Origin of the sequence: Agrobacterium sp. MCAB5 (assembly GCF_052114365.1) — a bacterium.
GTDB classification, from domain to species: domain Bacteria; phylum Pseudomonadota; class Alphaproteobacteria; order Rhizobiales; family Rhizobiaceae; genus Agrobacterium; species Agrobacterium tumefaciens.
Window position 1 is genome coordinate 16,662 of the sequence record NZ_JBFREP010000006.1, and the last position, 22,904, is coordinate 39,565.

Annotated in this window: 21 protein-coding genes and 1 pseudogene; 19 read left to right on the plus strand and 3 right to left on the minus strand. The window is 59.4% G+C overall.

The features are described 5' to 3' along the window. Positions 1 to 227: 227 nt before the first annotated feature. A complete protein-coding gene (locus AB4Z23_RS15070; RefSeq protein ID WP_111804160.1) occupies positions 228 to 1,436 on the plus strand; it encodes an MFS transporter in 1,209 nt (402 codons plus the stop codon). A gap of 100 nt (positions 1,437 to 1,536) precedes the next feature. Here AB4Z23_RS15070 and AB4Z23_RS15075 read toward each other — a convergent pair whose 3' ends face one another. Continuing rightward, positions 1,537 to 2,625: a hypothetical protein gene (locus AB4Z23_RS15075; protein WP_035199154.1), complete on the minus strand. Its 1,089-nt coding sequence runs from the start codon at positions 2,623 to 2,625 to the stop codon at positions 1,537 to 1,539. A 347-nt stretch (positions 2,626 to 2,972) separates the two neighbouring features. Here AB4Z23_RS15075 and AB4Z23_RS15080 point away from each other — a divergent pair, with 347 nt between their 5' ends. The 7 genes from AB4Z23_RS15080 (at position 2,973) to AB4Z23_RS15110 (ending at position 10,191) form a co-directional block, all read left to right on the plus strand. Beyond that, positions 2,973 to 3,410, plus strand: a complete 438-nt coding sequence (locus AB4Z23_RS15080) for a hypothetical protein (protein WP_441360314.1) — start codon at positions 2,973 to 2,975, stop codon at positions 3,408 to 3,410. 129 nt (positions 3,411 to 3,539) lie between these two features. After that, positions 3,540 to 4,049, plus strand: a complete 510-nt coding sequence (locus AB4Z23_RS15085) for a cytochrome P460 family protein (RefSeq protein ID WP_080850132.1) — start codon at positions 3,540 to 3,542, stop codon at positions 4,047 to 4,049. Between the two features lie 183 nt (positions 4,050 to 4,232). Further along, positions 4,233 to 5,987 (plus strand): cytochrome c biogenesis protein DipZ, encoded by a 1,755-nt coding sequence (locus AB4Z23_RS15090; RefSeq protein WP_441360315.1) that lies wholly within the window; start codon positions 4,233 to 4,235, stop codon positions 5,985 to 5,987. A 46-nt stretch (positions 5,988 to 6,033) separates the two neighbouring features. Then, positions 6,034 to 6,792, plus strand: coding sequence for an alpha/beta hydrolase (locus AB4Z23_RS15095; RefSeq protein WP_441360316.1), 759 nt, complete (start codon positions 6,034 to 6,036; stop codon positions 6,790 to 6,792). 201 nt (positions 6,793 to 6,993) lie between these two features. Further along, the gene (locus AB4Z23_RS15100) at positions 6,994 to 8,040 is read left to right on the plus strand and encodes an alpha/beta fold hydrolase (protein WP_441360317.1); all 1,047 of its coding nucleotides are present in this window, start codon (positions 6,994 to 6,996) and stop codon (positions 8,038 to 8,040) included. A 97-nt stretch (positions 8,041 to 8,137) separates the two neighbouring features. After that, on the plus strand, positions 8,138 to 8,878 hold the full coding sequence (locus AB4Z23_RS15105; RefSeq protein WP_112650479.1) for a response regulator: 741 nt from the start codon (positions 8,138 to 8,140) through the stop codon (positions 8,876 to 8,878). Then, positions 8,875 to 10,191, plus strand: a complete 1,317-nt coding sequence (locus tag AB4Z23_RS15110) for an ATP-binding protein (RefSeq protein WP_441360318.1) — start codon at positions 8,875 to 8,877, stop codon at positions 10,189 to 10,191. The genes AB4Z23_RS15105 and AB4Z23_RS15110 overlap by 4 nt, the downstream gene beginning before the upstream one ends. A gap of 112 nt (positions 10,192 to 10,303) precedes the next feature. Here AB4Z23_RS15110 and AB4Z23_RS15115 read toward each other — a convergent pair. After that, a pseudogene (locus AB4Z23_RS15115) lies at positions 10,304 to 10,426 on the minus strand (type II toxin-antitoxin system VapC family toxin); the annotation flags it as partial. After that, on the minus strand, positions 10,423 to 10,671 hold the full coding sequence (locus AB4Z23_RS15120; protein ID WP_441360319.1) for a plasmid stabilization protein: 249 nt from the start codon (positions 10,669 to 10,671) through the stop codon (positions 10,423 to 10,425). The pseudogene AB4Z23_RS15115 and the gene AB4Z23_RS15120, both read right to left, overlap by 4 nt. Before the next feature lie 581 nt (positions 10,672 to 11,252). Here AB4Z23_RS15120 and AB4Z23_RS15125 point away from each other — a divergent pair. From AB4Z23_RS15125 to AB4Z23_RS15175, 11 genes are all read left to right on the plus strand, one after another. Further along, positions 11,253 to 11,669 (plus strand): organic hydroperoxide resistance protein, encoded by a 417-nt coding sequence (locus AB4Z23_RS15125; RefSeq protein ID WP_065660157.1) that lies wholly within the window; start codon positions 11,253 to 11,255, stop codon positions 11,667 to 11,669. Beyond that, the gene (locus AB4Z23_RS15130) at positions 11,647 to 11,805 is read left to right on the plus strand and encodes a hypothetical protein (protein WP_441360320.1); all 159 of its coding nucleotides are present in this window, start codon (positions 11,647 to 11,649) and stop codon (positions 11,803 to 11,805) included. The genes AB4Z23_RS15125 and AB4Z23_RS15130 overlap by 23 nt, the downstream gene beginning before the upstream one ends. A 300-nt stretch (positions 11,806 to 12,105) precedes the next feature. Next, positions 12,106 to 12,915 carry a cyclase family protein gene (locus AB4Z23_RS15135; RefSeq protein WP_441360321.1) on the plus strand — a complete coding sequence of 270 codons (810 nt, stop codon included), beginning with the start codon at positions 12,106 to 12,108 and terminating at the stop codon, positions 12,913 to 12,915. 754 nt (positions 12,916 to 13,669) lie between these two features. After that, entirely contained in the window at positions 13,670 to 15,547 is a 1,878-nt protein-coding gene (locus tag AB4Z23_RS15140; protein ID WP_013761236.1) for a TRAP transporter large permease, read from the plus strand. A gap of 65 nt (positions 15,548 to 15,612) precedes the next feature. Further along, positions 15,613 to 16,623, plus strand: a complete 1,011-nt coding sequence (locus AB4Z23_RS15145) for a TRAP transporter substrate-binding protein (protein ID WP_441360322.1) — start codon at positions 15,613 to 15,615, stop codon at positions 16,621 to 16,623. Between the two features lie 76 nt (positions 16,624 to 16,699). Further along, positions 16,700 to 17,503: an SDR family NAD(P)-dependent oxidoreductase gene (locus AB4Z23_RS15150; protein WP_441360323.1), complete on the plus strand. Its 804-nt coding sequence runs from the start codon at positions 16,700 to 16,702 to the stop codon at positions 17,501 to 17,503. Between the two features lies 1 nt (position 17,504). Then, the gene (locus AB4Z23_RS15155) at positions 17,505 to 18,368 is read left to right on the plus strand and encodes an IclR family transcriptional regulator (protein ID WP_174047533.1); all 864 of its coding nucleotides are present in this window, start codon (positions 17,505 to 17,507) and stop codon (positions 18,366 to 18,368) included. Further along, entirely contained in the window at positions 18,365 to 19,534 is a 1,170-nt protein-coding gene (locus AB4Z23_RS15160) for an acetyl-CoA acetyltransferase (RefSeq protein WP_441360324.1), read from the plus strand. The genes AB4Z23_RS15155 and AB4Z23_RS15160 overlap by 4 nt, the downstream gene beginning before the upstream one ends. Then, the gene (locus AB4Z23_RS15165; protein WP_441360325.1) at positions 19,531 to 21,171 is read left to right on the plus strand and encodes an acyl-CoA synthetase; all 1,641 of its coding nucleotides are present in this window, start codon (positions 19,531 to 19,533) and stop codon (positions 21,169 to 21,171) included. Before AB4Z23_RS15160 ends, AB4Z23_RS15165 begins: the two co-directional genes overlap by 4 nt. A gap of 31 nt (positions 21,172 to 21,202) precedes the next feature. Continuing rightward, positions 21,203 to 21,982: an SDR family NAD(P)-dependent oxidoreductase gene (locus AB4Z23_RS15170; RefSeq protein WP_065705476.1), complete on the plus strand. Its 780-nt coding sequence runs from the start codon at positions 21,203 to 21,205 to the stop codon at positions 21,980 to 21,982. Next, complete coding sequence (locus AB4Z23_RS15175; protein WP_441360326.1) at positions 21,979 to 22,872, plus strand: PCC domain-containing protein; 894 nt, start codon at positions 21,979 to 21,981, stop codon at positions 22,870 to 22,872. The genes AB4Z23_RS15170 and AB4Z23_RS15175 overlap by 4 nt, the downstream gene beginning before the upstream one ends. The last annotated feature ends 32 nt before the right edge of the window (positions 22,873 to 22,904 follow it).

Here is a 22,904-nt window from a genome sequence, read left to right on the forward strand (position 1 = left end):
CTAAGAAGTCCATCCGGATCAATATTGCCGCATCAAGCGGTGGTTCCCCTGGGATCGCAAGGCAAAGAAGGATGGCACGGATACGTGGGATAGTCCGGCCCGCACAGTGCGCAAGGAAGATTGTGCAACGCACAAATTTTGGAGGAATAGGTATGAAATTCGGATTTTTAGATACATATCATCCGAAAAAATTCGGTTAAAACTCTCCCAACTCAAGGAGAGACACCATGACGGACACGACATCAGAATTTGATGGGTCAACAATTGGCCTGGAGGCCGCAGAGGAACCCGCATGGACCGCCGCAACCTGGTTTGCGGTTCTTTCGATGGCGGCCACCAGCTTTGCGCTTGTATCGGCCGAGTTTCTGCCAGCGGGATTGTTGACGCCCATGGCGCGCGATCTCGGCATTACAGAGGGCACGGCGGGACAGGTTGTCACGGCTACAGCCTCCGTGGGTGCTGTGACCGCGTTGCTCAGCAATGTTCTCATCGGCAAACTGAACCGCAAGACCGTGCTTGTCGGTCTCAGCGCGCTGGCGATCGGCTCCAACATTCTCGCATCAGTTGCTGCCGATTTCTGGCTATTGCTGGTCGGCCGGGCCGGACTGGGTATTGCGCTCAGCGGTTTTTGGGCACTTTCGGTTGCTGTCGTGGCGCGGTTGGTCGGCGCGAATTCGACCGGGCGCGGCATGGCTATTGTCACACTCGGCGTTTCACTCGCCACCATTGCGGCTCCCTCCATGGGCGCCTTGATCAGCGACTGGGTGGGATGGCGCATTGCCATGTCGATGACGGCGGGGCTTGCCGTCATTGCCATGCTGCTACAAATATTCAGCCTGCCCTCGCTGCCGGCAAGTACGAGCAACAGTCTTTCCGATGTTTTCCGCCTGACGCGGCGGCGCAGCGTTCAGCTGGGGATGCTTGCCATCCTGTTGCTGATGACGGGGCATTTTGCCGGTTCGGTCTATGTGCGTCCGTTCCTCGAACAAGTGACGCTGCTTGAGACCACGCCGATTGCTCTTGCCCTGCTCGGCTTTGGCGTTGCTTCCGTGATCGGCAATGTGCTGGGTGGCCGCATGGCGGACAACAGTATCCGCCTCGCGCTCATCGTTACCGCCGCCCTGATGGCATTTGCAACAATCGCCCTCGTCCTATGGGGTGTTCATAGCAGCGCCGCATTCGCGCTCGTCGCGCTTTGGGGTCTTGCCTTTGGCATGGCGCCCGTGGTGCTGCCGACCAACCTTTCCCGCGGCGCACCCGACGCTCTGGAAGCAGCAGGCAGCCTGATGGTTGTTTCTTTCCAGGTGGCTATCAGTATCGGGGCTGTTGTCGGCGGCTATATCGTGGATTCCTACGGTGCCACTGCGCCGCTGGCGCTGACCGCGATACTGGCGGCATCCACGGTAGCACTTGCCTTGCTGCAGCGTCGCGATTGACCCTGTCCGTGACGGCAGATACCTAAAACGAAAGTCCCGCCCGGAATTTGGTCCGGGCGGGACATTTGTGAAAAGCCGATTTTTCTTGCCGTCGCTCTGGTTACTTGCGGTAGGAAAGACCACCCCAGATACGGCCTTCGTCTCTGTGTCGGCCACCGTGGACTGCGCCGATATAAGCAGCGGCAGCGGAAACGAGTGCGGAAGCGGCCAGCAGGAACGCGGTCAGAATGCCTGCGACGCGCGCTTTTTCTGCAGCATCCGCAGCTTTGGCCTTGGCATCGTCCAACGCCTTCTGCGCCTCCGCCTTCAGGGTTTCGACCTGCTTCTGCGCTTCATCGACTTTCTTCTGCGCTTCCGCCCTGACGGCCTGCACGCGTTCAACCGTCTGGTTTACGCGCGTTTGCGCATCCGTCTGGCTGATGTTTGTGCGGGCAGCGACCTGGTTGGCAAGCCATGTCTTATCGGCATCAGATATCTCACCGGTTGCAAGCAGATTGCCTAGGATGCCGCTGATCTGGCGCTGATAATCGCCGGCGCTCTGGTCACCCGTCAGAGGGGCGGCGGGCGCATCGGTTCTCAAAAGACTATCCGTGAAATAGTCGATTGGATTGGCTTTCAGGCCCTGCGGAAGCATTTGCTCGATGCTGGGCGCTGCAGCCTGACCGGCGCCTTGCGCCAGACCACCTGCTGCACTGCCAGCGCCGGAAATGATGCCGCCCGCAAGTTGGCCAGCACCCTGAACGGCGCCACCGACTGCGGAACCCGTTGCCTCAACCGCGGTCTGCGCCACGCTGCCGACAGCCTTGGCGCCACCGGACAGAACGCCGAGCGCTAGAAACGCCGAGACGACCGTGCCGAGACCCCATACGACCAAGCCATTCACACCATCGCGGACGGTCAATTCGTTCCTGTCGGCAGCGCCGGCAGGCCGACGCATGCGGCCGGCAATATAGCCACCCAGCATGTAGGAGCCGACCATGGAAATGATAACGAAGAGCGCGGTTATGATGAGCCAGACTGTGCTGACCTCGCCACCATTGTCCGCCGAGATTGAACTAAGGCCCAGGCCGCCCGCAAACGCGGTGAGAATGGCCATGGCGCCCGAGGAAATGACGGCACCGGCGAAAATCGCTGGCCAATCCACATAGCTGCGGTTTGGATTCGTTTCGATACCCGTTGGATCAACCATCAGCGTAGCCCCAACAATGAGAGGATGAACAGGACGACGACGACGAGGCCGACTAGATAGATGATGGAATTCATGCGATCTCCTCCGAATGGACGATCAATCCTCCGCGTAGCGGCGATTATATGCAGTGAGACATGCGAGCTGATTGCTCCTTCACCAAACTCGCCGCGCTCCAAAAAGTTTCACGACTTCTCGTTGCTTCGGAATGATTTTGCGCAATACCGCCGGCGAGGTGACGAAAGAAATGTGCTTGTGGTCGGCAAAAAGAGGTCGCCGAACGCAGGCAAGCAGCATGACCAGCCAGAGGCAAGCCACCCGAACCAGATTGCGACGGAAGGAGATATGCAATGTCTGCAATCGATCGAATTGGCTCCACCGCCTCGCTTTACATACGCCCGCGGCCACAGGACGTTTCCCAGGCCGTGCCCGATCCCACACCCGAACGGTCGGCATCGTTGATCGGAGGGGGCGCCGCGCCTTCGCTCTCCTCCAATCTTGCCAACGCACTCTGGTCGCTCCGGGGGCAAGAGGGCGGAATAGAAGAGACGCCGCTTGAGGGCGGCGGCACAGGCTCCGATGAGGACGAGCTTAGCCGCTGGGCAAATATGAGCCTTGGCGAGAAAATCCGGGCCCAATATCTGGAGGCGCGGGGATTGTCCGAAGGCGACCTTGCCGCCATGCCGCCCGACGAGAGGAAGGCAATAGAGGACGAGATCCAGAAAGCGATAAAGTTCGCGATGGAGGCTCCAAAAGACGATGACGTGAGCGTGCTCGCCGGCCTTTAAGCGTGACATGCCTTCGGGGGCACTGCGCACTGCTACGATCTGATACATAAATGCGGGTTTCAGGAAACATGCCGGATACCTGCAGGGCAGATCATTGCCTGATCTATTTCGGATCAGGCAGGAGTTCCCATGAAGAGGCAGATTTTCTTCGCCGTCGCCCTATCGGGTGCGGCAGCAGGTTTTGGAACCGTTTATTCGCGCTCAGCGGACACGCCGCCGGAACTTGCCTCTCCCATCTATGGTGTCACGCTTCCTGAAGGATATCGTGACTGGAAGTTCATCGCGCCCGCGCAGGAAGCGCCGCCGCTGGACGAGCTTCGCGCTGTTCTGGCAAACGATGTCGCCGTCGACGCCTACAAGAGCGGAACCCTGCCCTTTCCCGACGGCTCGATACTGGTGAAGCTCGCTTATAAGCGGCAGCAATCCACGGAGTTTCCGCCGGCCACGGTTCCGGGCGCGGCGACCACAGTGCAGGTGATGGTGAAGGACTCCAGGAAATATGCCGCCAGCCACGGCTGGGGCTTCGGGCGGTTTGTCAACGGCAAGCCGGTGGATGCCGCCCAGCATGAGACGTGCCTCTCCTGCCACGAGGGCAACGTCAAGGACCATGATTTCGTCTTCACGCGATATGCACCGTAACCGATGCCGGGGCTCGGGCGATTTCGCCTTCGCGACTGTTCGCGGAAAGGCGGCCTCTACACTCGATTACAAATTCACCGAAGCCCGGACACATCAGGGATACGTGAGGCCGAGAGATTGGCGCCATCGCCGGGTCGCCTTCGCCGCCCGGAGCCCCGAACTCCTGCCTGAAAGGACACGATGATGACGTTTCTGGTCATTGCCTATCTCGGAGGGGCGCTGACAATTCTCAGCCCCTGTATCCTGCCCATCCTTCCCTTCGTTTTTGCGCGGGCGGGGCAACCGTTCCTGCGCAGCACGCTGCCACTGCTTACGGGAATGGCGGCAACCTTTTGCGCCGTCGCCACGCTTGCCGCTGTTGGCGGGAACTGGGCGATCAGCGCCAATGAATATGGCCGGCTCGCGGCTCTTGCGCTGCTTGCGGTCTTCGGTGTCGGCCTGATTTCGCCCCGGGCGGCCAGCATCATCACCCGCCCGGTCGTCGAACTCGGCAACCGGCTCGCCAATGCCGCCGGCAAGCCCGGGTCAGTACCGACGATTGCGGGCTCGCTGATACTCGGCATCGCCACCGGCCTTTTATGGGCACCCTGCGCGGGACCAATCCTCGGGCTTGTTCTGACGGGGGCGGCCCTGAAGGGGGCCAATCTGGAAACGAGTCTGCTGCTTGCCGCATACGCCGCCGGGGCAGCGACATCCCTTGCCGTTGCCATCCTCGTCGGCGGCCGGGTATTTGCGGTTATGAAGCGGTCTCTGGGTTTCAGCGAGCGGATTCGCCAGGCGCTTGGCGCGGCGGTGCTTGCCGGCGTCACGGTCATCGCGCTCGGTCTGGATACGGGTTTCCTGTCGCAGATTTCCTATGCGAGTACGGCACCCTTCGAACAGCAGGTGCTCGATCGGCTCCACACCGCCAAAGCGCCTGAAGCGGCGACCGAGGCGGGCGCCAGCGCCAGCGCTGCTGCGGCCCGGTCGGAGCTGCCGGTTGAGGGCAAGGCTCCATCCCTCGACGGCGCCGTCGAGTGGCTCAATTCCTCACCGCTCACGCGCGAACAATTGCGCGGCAAGGTCGTCCTCGTCGACTTCTGGACTTATTCCTGCATCAACTGCATCCGCACCATTCCCTATGTGCGGGCCTGGGCAGACAAATACCGGGATCAGGGCCTCGTCGTCATCGGTGTCCACGCACCCGAATTCGCCTTTGAAAAGAAGATCGACAATGTCAGGCAGGCCGTCGCCGGCTTCAAGATCGATTACCCGGTGGCAATCGATAATGATTACAAGATCTGGCGCGCCTTTGATAACAGCTATTGGCCGGCGCATTACCTGATCGATGCCAAGGGCCAGATTCGCTACCACCATTTCGGCGAAGGCGATTATCGGCAGACAGAAGAGGCGATCCAGGACCTGCTGCGCGAGGCCGGCAGCAGCGCTTCCTCCAGCGCACCGGTGAGCCCGGAGGCGACAGGGGCTGAAGCCGGTGCGGATATCGGGCACATGCGCTCCGGCGAAACCTATATCGGCTACCGACAGGCTGAGAATTTTGCATCGAACGAGGCGGTGCGCGCGGACACGCCGCGCGACTATTCCGTCACAACGCCTTCTCTCAACGAATGGGGACTTTCCGGTACCTGGACGGTTGGCGCGGAGGCGGCCACACTTGATGCGACTGATGGCGGCATAACCTACCGCTTCAGCGCCCGTGACCTGCATCTGGTCCTTGGACCGGCAAGCGCCGGAAAACCGGTTCGTTTCCAGGTCACCGTCGACGGGCATCCGCCGGGTGCGGATCACGGCGCCGACACGGACGCCGAGGGCAATGGCGTTGTCACCTCAACCCGTCTTTACCAGCTCGTCCGCCAGTCCGGCACCGTCGAAGCGAGAACCTTTGCCATCCGCTTCCTCGACCCCGGCGTGCAGGCCTATGCCTTCACGTTCGGCTGAACCCGCATTTTCCTTCCCTTTCACATTAAACCAAAGGAAAAACATGATGCGCCGTCGTCTCATGCCAAAATTCGCGCTTGCCGTCGCAACCGCACTGATCGCTTTTGCCGCACAGGCGGCAGAGGTGAAGAATATTGTCATAGTCCATGGCGCGCTGGCCGATGGTTCGGCCTGGCGCCGGACGACAGAGATCCTTCAAAGTCGCGGTTTCAACGTCACGATCGTGCAAGAGCCCATCACCTCGCTTGCCGATGATGTAGCGGCCACCAACCGTGTCCTCGATCTCCAGCAGGGCCCGAGCCTGCTCGTCGGGCACAGCTACGGCGGCATGGTGATTTCGGAAGCCGGCAATCGACCGGACGTGGCCGGGCTGGTCTATATCGCCGCTTTCCAGCCGGAGAAGGGAGAGAGCCTTCTCGACCTCGCCGGCTCCAAACCGCCGGCCGGCAACGGCATCAAGCCGACGAAGGATGGCGCGTTCCTTTATCTTGATCCCGCCGTCTTTGGACAAGATTTCGCCGGCGATCTGCCGCGTGAGGACGCGGCCTTCATGGCAAGAAGTCAGGTCTTCGCCGCCAAGGCCGCCTTTGCCGCCAAGGCCGACGAACCAGCTTGGAAAACAAAGAAAAGCTGGTCGATCGTCGCAACGCAGGACCGGTCAATCAACCCCGATCTCGAGCGTGACATGGCCAAGCGCGCCGGCAGCGCGGTGACCGAAATTGCGGCAAGCCATGCGGTCTTCGCCTCCCAGCCCGATAAGGTTGCAGACGTCATCGAACAGGCCGCCCGGCAATCCTCAAAGTGAGCGCACCTCCATGAGATCAAATGCAGCCGCCCCAGACACTGGGGCGGCTGTTTGCGTTGGAGGGGCGAGCCAAATGTATCAGTCTGTATCCGGAATGCGCCCTGCTACAAAACCATTCACATTCGCCTCCCCTAGGACACATCGAGGATACACGCACCCCGTTAACTGTCCGGCATCCAACACGGACAGGAGAGACAGCAAATGACTTCCGAGATCAATTTCCAGCGCCGCCGCTTCTTTGGCATTGCCGCAATGACGGTTGCCGCCGTCGAATTCGCTTCAGTAGGCCTTGCTCATGCAAAGGGCGAAGCGCCTGCGCCTCAGCCGTCAACCGGACGCGACGGAGCGACCTCCTTTGGCGCCCTTAAGCAGGTTGAAGCGGGTGTACTCAGCGTCGGTTACGCAGAAGCCGGCCCCGCAGACGGCCCAGTCGTGCTGCTGTTGCACGGATGGCCTTATGACATCTACAGCTATGTTGATGTCGCACCCATCCTTGCATCGGCTGGATATCGGGTACTCATCCCCTATCTGCGCGGATATGGCACGACCCGTTTTCTCTCGGACGACACGGCACGCAACGGACAGCAGGCGGCGCTTGCGGTCGACATGATTGCCTTTCTCGACGCACTCGGCGTCAAACAGGCCGTCGTGGCAGGTTATGACTGGGGCGCTCGCACCGCCGACATCATGGCCGCACTCTGGCCCGAGCGTTGCACCGGGCTCGTATCGGTCAGCGGCTATCTCATCGGCAGTCAGGAAATCAATAGAAAGCCACTTCCGCCCAAGGCGGAACTTTCGTGGTGGTATCAGTTCTATTTCGCGACGGAACGCGGCCGTGCGGGTTACGCAGCGAACACCCGCGACTTCGTGCGACTGATCTGGCAGACGGCATCTCCGACCTGGAAATTCAGTGACGAGACCTTCAATCGTTCGGCCCCCGCATTCGACAATCCCGACCATGTGGCCATCACCATCCATAACTACCGCTGGCGGTTGGCACTGGCAAACGGGGAAGCCAAGTACGATAATTACGAGCGCCAGCTTGCGAAACTTCCCGTCATCACCGTGCCGACAATAACCCTGGAAGGCGACGCCAACGGCGCTCCGCATCCGGACCCTTCCGCCTATGCATCGAAGTTTTCCGGCAAGTACCAGCATCGCAACATCAGCGGCGGCATCGGCCACAACCTGCCGCAGGAAGCGCCAGAGGCTTTTGCAAGGGCTGTTCTGGACGTCGCAAAGCTTTAAACTTGCCGAAGCCCGCGAACCGTTGTCTTACTGCATGTGACAGCGAGGCGCGCGGTTTAGCGGGCCACTCGAACCGTCCGGACGACGAAGGCATCCAATGGACCATATCGACCATATTCTCGTCGTGGACGACGACAGGGAAATCCGGGAGCTGGTCTCCAGCTACCTGAAGAAGAACGGCCTGCGTACGAGCGTGGCGGCCGATGGACGGCAGATGAGAAGTTTTCTCGACGGCAATACCGTCGATCTCATCGTGCTCGACGTGATGATGCCTGGCGATGACGGGCTAGTTCTATGCCGCGAGTTGCGGGCGGGGAAACACAAAGCCACGCCGGTGCTGATGCTGACCGCCCGGGATGACGAGATGGATCGCATTATCGGGCTCGAAATGGGCGCCGACGACTATCTGTCGAAGCCCTTCGCTGCCCGCGAACTTCTTGCGCGGATCAAAGCCATCCTGCGCCGCACGCGGATGCTGCCTCCCAATCTGCAGATCAGCGAGGCCGGGCAACTCCTGACCTTTGGTGAGTGGCGCCTCGACACGGTGGGCCGTCACCTGCTCGACAGGGAGGGCACGACCGTGGCCTTGAGCGGCGCTGAATACCGGCTCCTCAGGGTCTTCATCGATCATCCCCAGCGCGTCCTCAACCGGGACCAGCTGTTAAATCTCACTCAGGGCCGCGATGCCGAACTTTTCGATCGGTCGATCGATCTTCTCGTGAGCCGCGTGCGCCAACGGCTGGGGGATGACGCGCGCGAACCCGTCTATATCAAGACGGTGCGGGCGGAAGGCTATGTCTTTGCGGTGCCCGTGGAGATTTCGGAGCCGAGGGTATGAACGGCCCACGCCTGCTCGCCGGCTGGTGGCCGCGCTCGTTGCGGTCCAGACTTTTCATCATCCTGTTTGCGGGCCTCGCCATTGCCTACGGTCTGTCGTTCAGCATCCTCTTTGCGGAACGATATATGTCGGCAAAGGCGGTCATGCTCGGCACACTTGAGCAGGATCTGGCTGTATCGATCGCCATAATCGACCGCCTGCCTGCGGAAGAGCGGGCGCAATGGGTCCATCGCCTGAGCCGCAGCAATTATCAACTCGTCCTCGGCCCGGGTGTTCCAGGTGTTTCCGACATGTCTGGCCGCGGCGCTGAAATTGCGCAGAGGATCGAGGAGGCCGCAGGACACCGTTTCCCCGTCAAGGTCGAGTCCATTCCCGGCGACGGCAAGCGGCTTCAGGCGCATCTGACGCTATCGGACGGCTCACCCCTGACAATTGACGTGACACCGCGCGGCGTGATGCCGCTGGCGGAGTGGCTGCCTTATGTCTTCGCCGCGCAGATGGCGCTTCTTGTTCTGTGCACCTGGTTTGCAGTGCGACAGACGACCAGACCGCTCAGCGCGCTGGCTGCGGCAGCCGAAGGGTTGGATCCGGGGGAAAAGGGGTTGCCGATGAGTGAGAGCGGCCCAAGCGAAGTTGTCCACGCCGCCCGCGCCTTCAACGCGATGCGCGATCGCGTCGCCCAATATCTCGAGGAGCGGGTCCAGATTCTTGCGGCGATTTCGCACGACCTGCAGACGCCCATCACCCGGATGCGGTTGCGGGCCGACATGGCAGACGATACGCCGGAAAAGGAAAAGCTGGTCAGTGACCTGCGTGAAATCGAACGTCTAGTACAGGATGGTATCGCTTATGCACGCAGCGCTCATGGCAATGGCGAGAAATCCTCACGTATCGATCTGGCCTCTTTCATCGACAGCCTAGCCTACGACTATCAGGATACCGGAAAAGCAGTCACGGTTGACGGTATGGTGCGCGGCACAGTATCGACAAAGCCACATGCCCTGCGAAGAATCCTAACGAACTTGATAGATAACGCACTCAAATTCGGGGGCAGTGCGGAAATCAAGGTCGACCGGCGCACTGAGGGCACCGTTGTCATCACGGTGCTCGATCGTGGGCCGGGCATCCCCGACGAGATGCTGCAAAATGCCATGCAGCCCTTTTTCCGGATTGAAACATCGAGAAACCGCGACACCGGCGGAACAGGACTCGGACTTGCGATCGCGCAGCAGCTCGCCGGAACAATCGGCGGCTCGGTGCGCCTCTATAACAGGCAAGACGGCGGGCTTGCAGCCGAGGTGGCTTTTGCCTGAGAGGGACGCAGATCAACGATAAGTATCCCTTATCATTTGATCAGCACTGGCTCCGGAACAACGACGGCTTGGGGCCTAGTTGAAGTAAGCACTCGCCAGATGGTCTGCGCCTCTCAGCAACTGCAACCGTCGGCAATGCGGATTCGGCGTCGTGACAAACCAGCCATGCTATGACCGCAGAATCGGCAGCTTTCCTCAAAGTCTCCGACATCAAATTCGTGTCGAGAAAAATCAAAGCTCGACGCCTTTATGAGCGCGTCTGTTTTCATCGATGATACTGTCGAAATCGATATCCGAACCCGACTGCGATGAAAGACGACTATAGAATTTCGCAGCGGGTTCACGTCCTGCCTCACGAGCCTCATAGGTTTCGAGCGCGCGCTCGACGATATCGGCAATCGTGCGATTTTCTCGGCGGGCTAGCTTATGGGCGAGGTCGCGCGATTTGGAACTGAGGACGGATAGTCGCGGTGTTACCATTGAGTGCTCCTTTCACTGGATCCACAGTAACTCAAATTGAAATGGCCATCGAGATGGCATCTGCCATCTCGATGGCTATCTAGTATTGCTGATTTGGCGCCCCGTGGTTTGGTCATCATGCATGTTCGTTCCGCGTGGAGGCCAACACATCCCCTCCCCGAACACCATACTTTAAGCAATTTCTGCCGCAGAGGGCCGCCAAAGTGCTTTTGATGCAGGTTTTGTCATGGCTTCACCGAACGCCGCATATCGAGCCTGGTGACGTTGTACTTAGCTCATACACGCTTACAACCGGTCATTTTCTCACGCATTCCTTATCTGTACAAAGCACCTGAAAAATGCGCGAAAAAACCATGGTAAAACGGCAAGCCGCCAATCCATAGCAGGACCCCAAACGGGCCGCCGACCTGGCCACCGCAGAACTCCCAACAAAATATCGAAAAGTTGGCGACTGAAGACCAGTAACAACGATACTTTTCGATACAGTTTTGCAGTTTCCGGAAACATGCCGGATACGCCGATCCGTCACAAAGCTCCTATCACGAAACGCCGCAACAGCGGCAAAATGAAAGGAACCTCCCGTGACCAAGATCGAGACTGTTCTTTATACCGGCAAGACCCACACGACCGGTGGGCGCGACGGATCTGCGCAAAGCGATGATGGCGCGCTTGGCATCAAGCTTTCCCCTCCGGGCAGCGGAAAGCCGGGCACGAATCCCGAGCAGCTTTTTGCGGCAGGCTGGTCGGCATGTTTCATCGGCGCCATGACAAAGGCGGCGGCAAAACACCAGCTCCGGCTTCCCGCCGACACCACTGTCGATGCGGAGGTTGACCTCGGCACGACGGGTGGCGAATTCTTTCTGCAGGCTCGCCTGACTGTCAGCCTGCCCGGTATCGATCGTCCCATCGCGCAGACGATAATAGACGATGCCCACCAGATCTGCCCCTATTCGAAGGCAACCAGGGGGAACATCGATGTTACGCTCATTCTCGCTTAAGCCGATGGTTTCCGCCCGCACGCTTGTCATCGCCATCGTGTTTGCGGCGATATTTGCAGTACCATGCGTATATGACGCAACATCCGAAGAGCCGTCGCCGCTTGCGGGACTTCTGGGCGCGGTTTCATCGATCTGACCTCAAGGAAACGGCTCGGCGCCCCGCCGCGGCCGTTTTCGCCAACACTTCTTTCTGCCATCCCTCTTGGTAACGCAGTCGCGTTGCGCAACGCCCTGCGGCAAGCGGACAATCTGTCCACCACCCTTTCACGATATCGGAGACCGGCCTGCCGGTGGGCAAGCGGGTACTGCCTATGGACGCCGGGCTGCCGAAACCGCCATCTGAACACGGGTCAAAAATCAGGGAAGGTCATGTCTTGCGTCACTCCATCGTTGCGCTACGGTTGCGATCAGGGATTTTCACTGGAGGGACTAAGGTATGTGCAACCATTGCGTGATCGAGAACGTGAAAAAGAACATGCTGTCGCGACGCTTGCTGTTCAAGGGCGCCGTGGCCGGTGTGACGGCGATGACGGCTGGCAGCCTCGCGGCCCCGGTGCTTGCGCAAACACCCAGACAGGTCATCGATCTCACACATAAATATGATTCCACATTCCCTACATTCGATGGCAAGCCGGGCATAGAATACGAGTGGGCAGCTCAGATAGCCAAGGACGGTTATCAGCTCCACAAACTCACGATCTACGAACATACCGGAACGCATATTGACGCACCTTTCCACTTCAGCGCCGACGGGGCGAGTGTCGATCAGTTGGAACCGCAAAAACTTGTCGCGCCGCTGGTCATCATAGACATCACAGACCGCGCAAAAGAGGATGCCAATTCCACGATCGAGGCCGAAGACATCGAGCGCTGGATATCCGCAAATGGCGACATTCCGGCAGGTTCGATCGTCGCTCTGCGCTCCGGCTGGGCAACCAGAGTAAAGAGCCCCTCCTTCCGCAATGACGATGCCGGAAAATTTGCCTTCCCCGGTTTCGGCAAGTCTGCAACCGACCTTCTGCTCAAGCATGATACGGTCGCAATAGGTGTCGACACGCTCTCGCTTGATCCTGGCAACTCTGCCGATTTCGCAGTTCACAATTCCTGGCTTCCGGCAGGGCGCTACGGCATCGAAGGCCTCAACAACCTTGAGGCTTTGCCGGTAAAGGGCGCGACAATCGTCGTCGGTGCGCCTGCACATCGAGGCGGAACGGGTGGGCCGGCCCGGATTCTGGCTCTGGTCTGAACGTAGTACGCCGGGGCCCCCCCTGACCCGGCAACCTTTTACCTGCCGCATCAGATCAATCCGCTCAGAATCCGCCGCGGTCGCAAAGGAAAGGCTGGGCGACGCGTCGCCGCGCGCTTGACAGCAAGAATTCCAAGCGGTGACGTCGCGAATAACATATTTTCTTGCCGCATAACGTTAGGTCAAGAAACCACCGCAAGGGAAGGTTTCGATAGATAATCGACGCCTTTATTGCCGTTTAGGGAGCGCTCAGCCGCACCACCGTCATTTTTCCTTTTGCGCCCAGCGGTCGTCACGTCGCAGCTTTTCCAACCCCCGCCAGTTTAACGACAGGCAGACATGTTTTCCGGCTCTAAGTGACGCGACGCAGGCATCCCGGATGTCTGGCGACCTGCTCTAATCGGTAGGCACGATTTGCATTGACTGGCCTTTGAACAGGGTGTCGCGCCGCAAGGCGACCATGAGGATGAGGCCTCTCATCAAGTATGATCCACTATATGGACCTTTTAGATGCGCGAATTAACTGCATAAATCCGTCTATTTACTGTTGATTTCATGAATTTTCCTGTGTATCCCGAATACATGATTTTGTAACGGTCCATATTGTGGAGGCAATATCCCGATACATTCAGACCTTTGGAGGGGTCTGGCCTGTCTGGCAACAACAGCTATCCTGATGTCGCGGTCGTGGCACGGACATCCTGTTTTGAAGACATGTTCATTGCGAGGTTGTTCTGTGGGAGAGGAGGCCCCGATGACCATGACCGCAAACGCGAATGACGACGTATTTGTACTCGATGGCGAACTATTGCACACCGGACAGGTAACAGGCTCCTGGTTCATGCGCCCCATCGAGGCCGTGGCGGCGGTGCTGCTGGCGGTGATGATCGGCCTGCTTCTGCTGGGCGTGACGTCACGTTATGCCCTGCATCTGCCGATTGTCTGGATCGATGAAACGGCGTCCTTGTGCTTTCTGTGGTTTGCCATGCTGGGCGCGGCAATCGCGATCGATCGCAGTGAACACCTGCGCCTCACGCTGTTTCTAAACATGTTCCCGCAACGTGTTCTGGGCTATATCAATTCCCTGGCACTGGTGCTGGTGGCGACATTTCTTGCCGCAATCATCAAGCCCGCCATGGAATACGCCATCGAGGAATGGGTGGTCACGTCAGCGGCGCTGAATATTCCGATGTCGTTCCGCGCTGCGGCGCTGCCGGTCGGCGCCTGTCTTATGCTGCTTTTGGTGCTCAACAATCTCTTCCGACGAGAAAATCTGCGCGATATCATTGCGGCCCTTGTAACGGTGGCGGTTGCCTCCGGCCTGCTCTATCTGGCATCACCAATGCTGGAATCCCTCGGCAATTTTAATCTGGCGATCTTCCTCGGCCTGTTCGTTGCGGTATTTCTGGTGCTGGGCGTTCCGATTGCCTTCTGCTTCGGCCTTGGAACCCTCGCCTATCTGACCTTCACCACCTGGGTTCCGACCATTGTGATGATCGGGCGCATGGATGAGGGCATGTCCGGCATCATTCTGTTGTCAGTGCCAGTCTTTGTGTTGCTGGGCTGCGTGCTCGATGCTACCGGCATGGGCAAGGCGATTGTCGAGCTTCTGTCCTCGATGTTTGGCCACATTCGCGCCGGCATGTCCTATGTTCTGCTCGGTTCTCTGTTTCTTGTCTCCGGCATTTCCGGCTCCAAGGTTTCTGATATGGCAACCGTCGCACCGGCGCTGTTTCCGGAAATGAAGCGCCGTGGCCACAAACCCAAAGAAATGATCGCGCTTCTGGCCACCGGCGCCGCCATGGCCGATACGGTTCCGCCCTCAATCGTGCTGATCGTTCTGGGTTCGGCGGCAGGTGTGTCTATTGCCGGCCTCTTCACCTCCGGTTTCATGATTGCAATGGTACTGCTTCTGGTGCTGGCCGTTCTGGCCCGCTGGAAGGCGCGGGATGAAAACATGGAAGGCGCAAAGCGCACGCCATGGCCGCAGGTCGGCAAGGCAGCCCTGATTGCCGCACCGGCGCTCGTTCTGCCCTTCCTCATCCGCAGCCTGGTGGGCGGCGGTGTCGCCACGGCAACCGAAGTGTCCACTATTGCCGTGCTCTATGCCATGATCGTCGGCGCAGTGCTTTATGGCGGCATCAGCCTCAGGAAGCTATATTCGATGCTGGTCGAGACGGCAGCCCTTTCAGGGGCGATCCTGCTGATCCTCGGCTGTGCATCGGCCATGGCCTGGGGGCTGACGCAGAGCGGCTTTGCTTTCCAGCTGACCGCGATGATTACCGATCTTCCGGGCGGCTGGATGACCTACATGGTCGTGTCGATCCTGATTTTCATGATCCTGGGCTGCGTCCTGGAAGGACTGCCAGCAATCGTTCTGCTCGCGCCGATCATGTTCCCGATCGCCCGCACGCTTGGCATCAATGACATCCATTATTCGATGGTCGTGGTGGTCGCCATGAATATCGGCCTGATGGCGCCGCCAATCGGTATCGGCTTTTACATCGCCTGCAAGATCGGCAACGTGTCGCCGGACGAAGCCATGGGTGCCATCTGGCCCTATCTCGCAGCCATGATCATCGGCCTGCTGCTGATTGCAGCAATCCCCGGATTTTCGACCATTCTGCTCTGAGACCGTGGCGGGTCCGCCCGCCACGCCGATGAATGATACCTGCTTTATTTTGGGAGGAGAAAGCAATGAATATCAACAGACGTACCATACTCGCCGGCGCCGGTTCCGCCGTACTGGCCACCGCCTTCGTGTCGCGCGCCCGCGCTGCCCAATACAATTATAAATATGCCAATAATCTGCCTGCGGCGCACCCGATGAACATTCGCGCCAAGGAGGCCGCCGAGCGTATCGCCAAGGACACCGATGGGCAGGTCAATATCAGCATCTTCCCCAGCAGCCAGCTGGGTGCCGACACAGACGTTTTGAGCCAGGTGCGCTCTGGAGGCGTTGAATTCTTCACGCTTTCGCCGCTGATCCTGTCGACGCTGGTACCGAACGCCTCCATCAGCGGCATCGGTTTCGCTTTCCCGAACTACGAGTCCGTATGGGCGGCCATGGATGGCGATCTCGGTAAATATGTCCGTGGCGAAATTGCCAAGCAGAATCTCGTTGCCATGGACACCATCTGGGATAACGGCTTCCGCCAGATCACCAGCGCTTCCAAGCCCATCGCTACACCTGCCGATCTCGAAAGCTTTAAGATCCGCGTGCCAGTGAGCCCGCTCTGGACCTCTATGTTCAAGGCATTCAAGTCGGCCCCTGCCTCGATCAATTTCGCCGAGGTCTATACTGCACTGCAGACCGGTGTGGTCGATGGCCAGGAAAATCCGCTGGCGATCATTTCCACCGCAAAGCTGTTCGAAGTGCAGAAATTCTGCTCGGTCACCAATCACATGTGGGACGGGTTCTGGTTCCTGGCCAACAAGCGCGCCTGGGAGCGTTTGCCGGATGACCTGCGCGCCATCGTCGCCAAAAACCTCAACCAGTCGGGCAAGGATGAACGCGCCGATGTGGCGAAGCTCAATGCCTCGGTCAAGGAAGATCTGATTTCCAAGGGCATGACCTTCAACGACACGGATGCGACACTCTTCCGCGCCGCGCTGAAAGAGGCAGGCTTCTATTCCGAGTGGAAGGGCAAATACGGCGATGAAGCCTGGGCCATTCTTGAAAAGGCCGTTGGTGCAAGCCTGACCTGACCGGCCCGTTGAGTAACTGGCCCCGCCCGTAGCGGGGCCAACCCGACTATGTCTGACGATTGGAATGGAGACTGCTTTGACAGGTCGCCTGACGGGAAAACGCGCGCTTGTGTTTGGCGCAGGATCATCGGGGCCGGGTTTTGGCAACGGCAAGGCTGCGGCGGTGCAATTTGCCCGCGAAGGCGCGCGCGTAGCCTGCGTCGACCTCTCCGCTGACGCAGCCGAAGAGACGGCTGAGATCATTCGCGGAGAAGGCTTGGAGGCGATTGCGGTTGCCGCCGATGTCACTGAACTACAGTCCGTATCGGCCACCGTTGCCCGCACCTGCGAGGCCTTTGGTGGCATCGATATTCTGCACAATAATGTCGGCGTGACCCATATGGGCGGGCCGATTGAGCTGGATGAGGAAAGCTTTCGCGCCTCGGTCGATCTCAATATCGGCTCCGTTTATCGCACCTCCAAGGCTGTGTTGCCGGTGATGTTGACGCAGGGCGGCGGGGCCATCGTCAATATCTCGTCGCTCGCCTCCATTCGCTGGACCGGCTATCCCTATTTTGCCTATTACGCCATGAAGGCAGCTGTAAATCAGGCGACTGTGGCGCTGGCCATGCAATATGCCCGGCAGGGCATTCGCGCCAATTGCATTCTTCCGGGAATGATCGACACCCCACTGATCTACAAGCAGATCAGCAATCAATATGCGTCTGTCGAGGAGATGGTGGCGGCGCGCAATGCGGCTGTTCCGGTGGGTCAGATGGGAGATGCCTTCGATATTGCCCGCGCCGCCGTTTTTCTCGCATCTGATGAGGCTAAGTTCATCACCGGCGTCTGTTTGCCGGTCGATGGCGGGCAAAGCTGTGCGGTGGGGGCGTTTTCCTGAGATGGCAACAACAACAACGATCCCGGTAGAAAAAGATCTGACGGGCGCGCGTGCGGTGGACCGGGCTCTGGCGCTGCTCTCCATGGTCGGGAGGCACGCGGAACGCGGCGTGGCGCTTTCGGTCATCGTGACAGAAAGCGGACTGAACAAACCCACGGCCCGCCGCCTGCTGCTGGCTCTGATCCGCGCCGGGCTTGTGGAGCAGGATGAGGAAACGCGGCGTTATTACCTCGGCGAAGAAACCTATGTGCTGGGCAGCCTGTCATCGCGCCGGTTTGGCCTTCTTCAAATGGCGCAGGACGGCCTGACGCGCATTTCCCGCCGCTCGGAGGATTCGAGCTTCCTTTCCGTACGCCGTGATACATTTGCCCTGTGCCTTTACCGCGAAGAAGGCACCTGGCCGGTGCGTACCCATGCGCTTCAGGCCGGTTTCGAACACCCCTTGGGTATTGGTGCGGGTTCGCTCGCCATGCTGGCGGCGCTGCCGGACGCCGAGGTGGAAAGTATCATTGCGGCCAATAGCGGGCTGATTGCCGCTAATTATCCTGGCATAACGCTTGAGGGCCTGCGCCGTGATGTCGAGTTGACGAGAGCCAATGGCTATTCGCTCAACCCCGGCCTGATCCTTTCTAATTCCTGGGGTATTGGCGTTGCCATCCGCGCGCCTGATGGCGCGGTGGTGGGAGCGCTGAGCATTGCCGCTGTGGACAGCCGCATGCGGCCGGAGCGCCAGCCGGAACTGGCAGCGCTGCTGCGCGAGGAAGTAACCCGCATCGAGACACGCATCGCAGAAATGATGGCCAGCCGCGCCCGCACGCGCGGTGAAGGCGAGATGAAACGGCAAACGAGGAGAACGAGCAAATGAGCAAAGCGCAGATCGTCGGCTGGGCGCATTCGCCTTTCGGCAAGTCGGCCCTTGAAAATACCGAGCAACTGATGGCTTCGGTCGTGGCGCCGGCCATAGACCATGCGGGCGTCGATGTCAGCGATATCGACGGCATTTTCGTCGGCGTGATGAACAATGGCTTCTCGAAGCAGGATTTTCAGGGCGCCCTGGTAGCGATGGGCGATGAGCGCCTCGCCTATGCGCCGGCAGTGCGTTTCGAAAATGCCTGCTCAACAGGATCGGCCGCCCTCTACAGCGCCATGGATTTCATCGAAGCCGGGCGCGGCCGCATCGCACTCGTTGTCGGCGCCGAAAAAATGACGGCGCTGCCGACCGCAGAGGTGGGCGAAATCCTGCTCTCCGCCTGTTACCGTGCGGAGGAGGCCAATATTCCCGGCGGGTTTGCTGGTCAGTTCGGCCGCATCGCACAGGCATATTTTCAACGTTATGGCGACCGCTCGGAAGAGCTGGCGATGATTGCCGCAAAGAACCATGCCAATGGCGCGGTCAATCCCTATGCCCATATGCGCAAGGATTTCGGCTTCGATTTCTGCAATACGGTTTCGGACAAGAACCCCTACGTCGCAGGCCCGCTGCGCCGCACCGACTGCTCGCTGATTTCTGATGGCGCTGCCGCGATCATTTTGGCCGACGAGGAAACGGCAGCCACACTCAACCGCGCCATCGGTTTCCGGGGCCGCAAGCATGTCAACGACATCATGGCATTGAGCCGTCGCGATCCGTTAGCCTTCGAAGGCGCGCGCCGCGCCTGGGCCGGCTCGCTGGAACTTGCCGGCGCAACGCTCGACGACCTCTCTTTCGTTGAAACGCACGACTGCTTCACCATTGCCGAACTTATCGAATATGAGGCCATGGGGCTTGCGAAGCCCGGTGAAGGATATCGCGTTGTCCAGGATGGAACGGCGCTGAAGACCGGACGCCTGCCAATCAACCCATCGGGTGGATTGAAATCGAAAGGTCATCCCGTCGGGGCGACCGGCGTTTCCATGCATGTCATGGCGGCGATGCAATTGATGGGCGAGGCAGGCGACATGCAAATTCCCAATGCCTCGCTGGCTGGCGTGTTCAACATGGGTGGCACGGCGGTTGCCAATTACGTCTCGATCATGGAGCGTGTGAAATGACGATGCAAAGTGCCGTGCAGCATCCCGCGGGCGGGGTTGCGCCGTCCACCACGCGGGTGATGAACCTCTCGCATTTCCTGACGCAGGCGGCACGCCGCAACCCGGACCATATCGGTTTCGTCTGGGGTGAAAAGACTTGGAGCTGGGCTCAAATGGAAGCCCGCGTCGACGCAATGGCCCATGCGCTAGAGACTGAATTCGGCGTCAAAAAGGGGGACCGCATTCTGGTGCAGTCCTCCAACAACAACCAGATGTTCGAATCCATGTTCGCATGCTTCCGCGTGGGTGCGGTGTGGGTGCCGACCAATTACCGTCAATCGCCCGATGAAGTTGCCTATCTGGCGAAGGCCAGCGGCGCACGCGGCATGATTTGCGCCAGTGCTTTTCCCGATCATGCAAAAGCCAGCCATGGGGCGGGCACGATCGATTTCAGCATCGCCATCGGCACGGCTGAGTTCGGTGAGGATTACGATGCCATCGTGGCCCGTCATATGGGGCACAAAGTCAAAAGCCAGGCAGTGGATCGGGATGACCCGTGTTGGTTCTTCTTCACCTCAGGCACAACCGGCCGGCCCAAGGCTGCAGTGCTTACCCATGGCCAGATGGCGTTCGTCATCACCAACCATCTCTCCGATCTGATGCCCGGCACCGGACCGGACGACGCCTCCATCGTCGTTGCCCCGCTTTCACACGGTGCGGGCATTCACCAGCTGGTGCAGGTGGCGCATGGCGCGAAAACCGTGCTTCCGGCAGCCGAAAAACTCGATGTGCCCGCCGTCTGGGCGCTGATCGAAAAATGGCATATCACCAACGCCTTCACTGTACCGACCATCCTTAAAATGCTCGTCGAAGACCCCTCTGTGGATCGTTTCGATCACTCCTCGTTGCGCTATGTCATCTATGCCGGCGCGCCGATGTACCGCGCGGACCAGAAACGGGCGCTTGCGAAGCTCGGCCCGGTCCTGGTGCAATATTTCGGCTTGGGTGAAGTCACCGGTAACATCACCGTGCTGCCGCCTTCGTTTCATAACGCCGAGGACGGTCCGGAAACGCGGATCGGCACCTGCGGCTTCGACCGCACCGGCATGGAAGTGCAGATCCAGAACGATGCGGGCGAGGAGGTTGGTGCAGGCGAAACCGGCGAAATTTGTGTAATCGGTCCCGCCGTTTTCGCCGGCTACTACGATAATCCCGAGGCAAATGCCAAAGCCTTCCGCAATGGCTGGTTCCGCACGGGCGACCTTGGTCATCGCGATGAGAGCGGCTTCCTCTACATCACCGGGCGCGCCTCCGACATGTATATCTCCGGCGGCTCGAACATCTATCCGCGTGAAATCGAGGAAAAAATCCTCATGCATCCTGATATCAGCGAGACTGCGGTTCTGGGTGTGCCGGACGCGGTGTGGGGCGAGGTCGGTGTGGCCGTGTGCGTGGCCCGCGAGGGCGCGGATATCGCCGCCATCGATCTGAAGGCCTATCTGGAAGGCAAGATGGCCCGCTACAAGCTGCCGAAATCAGTGGTGTTCTGGGATGCCATGCCGAAATCCGCCTACGGCAAGATCACCAAGAAAATGATCCGCGAGGAACTGGAGAAACGCGGTCAGATGCCGGCTTTCGAAGAAAAGCGGACAGGCTGACAGGCGTGACATTCAATCGGGAGGAGACGGTATGACACAAGAGAAAACAGGGACAAAAGGGGCCGTCGCGATCACCGGCGGTGCATCCGGCATCGGTTTCTCCACTGCGCAGCTCCTGATGGCGCGCGGCTGGCAGCCATGGTTGCTGGATCTCAAGCGCGAGGCGCTGGATATAGCCTGCGAAAAGCTCGGTATCGATCTCTCGCGCGGCATCGTCTGCAATGTTGCGGACGAGGCATCGATAGAGAGGGCATTCGCCGCCCTGACGGCTAACGGTGCCGATCATGCGGTTGATCTGGTCGCCGTCGTCAACAGCGCCGGCATCGGTATCGACAAGCTGTCCGTCGACACAAGCGTCGAAGAATTTCGCCGTATCGTTGATGTCAATCTCGTCGGCAGCTTCGCGGTAGCGCGCACTGCCGCACGTTACTGGCTGGAGCGCGATCTTGCCGGCTCGATCGTGAATATCAGCTCTGTTTCCGGCATGTGTGGAAATCGTGGCCGCAGCGCCTATGGCGCTTCGAAAGGCGGCGTCAATCTTCTGACGATGGTAATGGCAAACGAGCTGGGGCAATCAGGCATTCGTGTCAATGCAATTGCGCCCGGTCCGGTCGATACCCCCCTCACCCAGGCAGTTCATACTGAAAATGTTCGCGACCAATGGCATAGCCGCGTTCCGATGCATCGCTATGGCAGGACGGACGAGATCGCCTCTGCCGTTGCTTTCCTCGTGTCGGATGACGCAAGCTACATCAACGGACAGGTGCTTGCCGTGGATGGGGGCTTCATTACCGCGGGGCTTGCGGTATGACGGAGACAGGCACGCAAGAGCTTCCCCGCCACATCGTCCATCCCGGACCGATAACGCCTGAACGCTTTCGCGCCGTCGGCTGCCATGCCTATCCTGTTACTCTGACGGTCCGGTCCGGCGTAAGCGCCAACCAAGCGATTGCCGATGCCTTTGCGGAGTTGGGGTTCGAAGGCGGTTACGTCAGACTTAAGAACGTACCGATGAAACGGCTGCATTATGTCATGCCGGCAGCCGCACCGGATGACGCACATGCCGCATGGTACAGCGAAACCTTTTCCATGCCGGGTGGCACAATCATCGATGCCGGCCTGCATATGGGCCGGCGTGATAGCGCGCCGTTTCTGCATTGCCATGGTTCATGGAAGAGTGCCGACGGCGTTGTCTCCATGGGGCATCTGCTGCCTTTCGAGACCGAATTTGCTGTAGAAACAACGCTTGAAGCTCTGGCGCTAGATGGAGCGATCCTCGATGTGCAAAAGGATGAGGAAACCAACTTCCCCCTTTTTACACCCATCGCGCAACAGCGCCACCAAAAGGGTTCGGGTCTTCGGGCACTTTTATGCACAGTGCGCCCCAATACCGATATATGCACGGCACTCGAAGAGGTCTCTACCCAGTTTGGCCTGCGAGAAGCCGAAGTCAATGGAATTGGCAGCCTGGTCGGTGCGGATTATGAAGACGGAACAAGCCTCACTGCCTACGCGAGCGAAATCCTCATAAGAAACGGCCGTATCGCCACGGCCGCGTCGGGATACCGACAAGCAATGCTGGATATCGCGATGGTGGACCTCACCACACATATCAGCGGCGGGCGGCTGGTGCGCGGCAAGAACCCGGTCTGCGTTACTTTCGAGCTACTTCTGACCGAAAGACAGGGGCGCGCCGCATGAGTTGCGCTGAGCAACTCACCGGCCCGCCTTAC